Source organism: Halobellus sp. Atlit-38R, assembly GCF_003665925.1.
Taxonomy (GTDB): Archaea; Halobacteriota; Halobacteria; order Halobacteriales; family Haloferacaceae; genus Haloquadratum; species Haloquadratum inordinatus.
The window spans coordinates 1-498 of sequence record NZ_QXIJ01000239.1; the positions used below are offsets into that span (position 1 = coordinate 1).

The window sequence follows — 498 nt, forward strand, 5'->3', positions numbered from 1 at the left end:
GGTCGCGGCGTCGGAGCTCGACGAGCTCACGTTCGCCGGGACGGGCGCGGGCGAACGGCTCCGGACGTTCCTCGCCGCGACCGACTTCGAGTCGGCGTCGGCGTACCTCCTCTCGATGCCGGTGCGGGCGTGTCGGGAGGTGCGGTTCCGGTCCGTGTCGGTCGAGCCGGACGAGCTTGCGGACGGCGACCTCCACCCCCACGCAGACTTCTGCCGGGCGTACCGCCCGGCCGACGTCGAGTGCGACGCGGACGCGATCCACACGGTCGGGTTCGCGATCCGGCTCCCGGTCGCCGCCGACCACTCGACCGGGAGCGGGAGGGGCATGAGCGGCTCCTGCCTGCGGCGGGAGCCGCCGGCCGCGTTCAACGCCTCGTCGGCCGACTCGAGGGGTGATGGCACGTGACCGAAGAGGGCGGGTCCCGGCGACGGTTCCTCGCCGGGGTCGCGACCGCGGGCGCGGCGGCGGTCGCCGGCTGTTCCGGCCTCCCGTTCACC

The 498-nt window shown here is 75.3% G+C and carries 1 protein-coding gene and 1 pseudogene; both read left to right on the plus strand.

The window, feature by feature from the left end; genetic code table 11:
• Window positions 1–406: pseudogene (locus D3D02_RS19130) on the plus strand (hypothetical protein); the annotation flags it as partial.
• Window positions 403–498: twin-arginine translocation signal domain-containing protein (locus D3D02_RS19135; protein ID WP_121571368.1), on the plus strand; the 96-nt coding region annotated here is incomplete at its 3' end. The pseudogene D3D02_RS19130 and the gene D3D02_RS19135, both read left to right, overlap by 4 nt.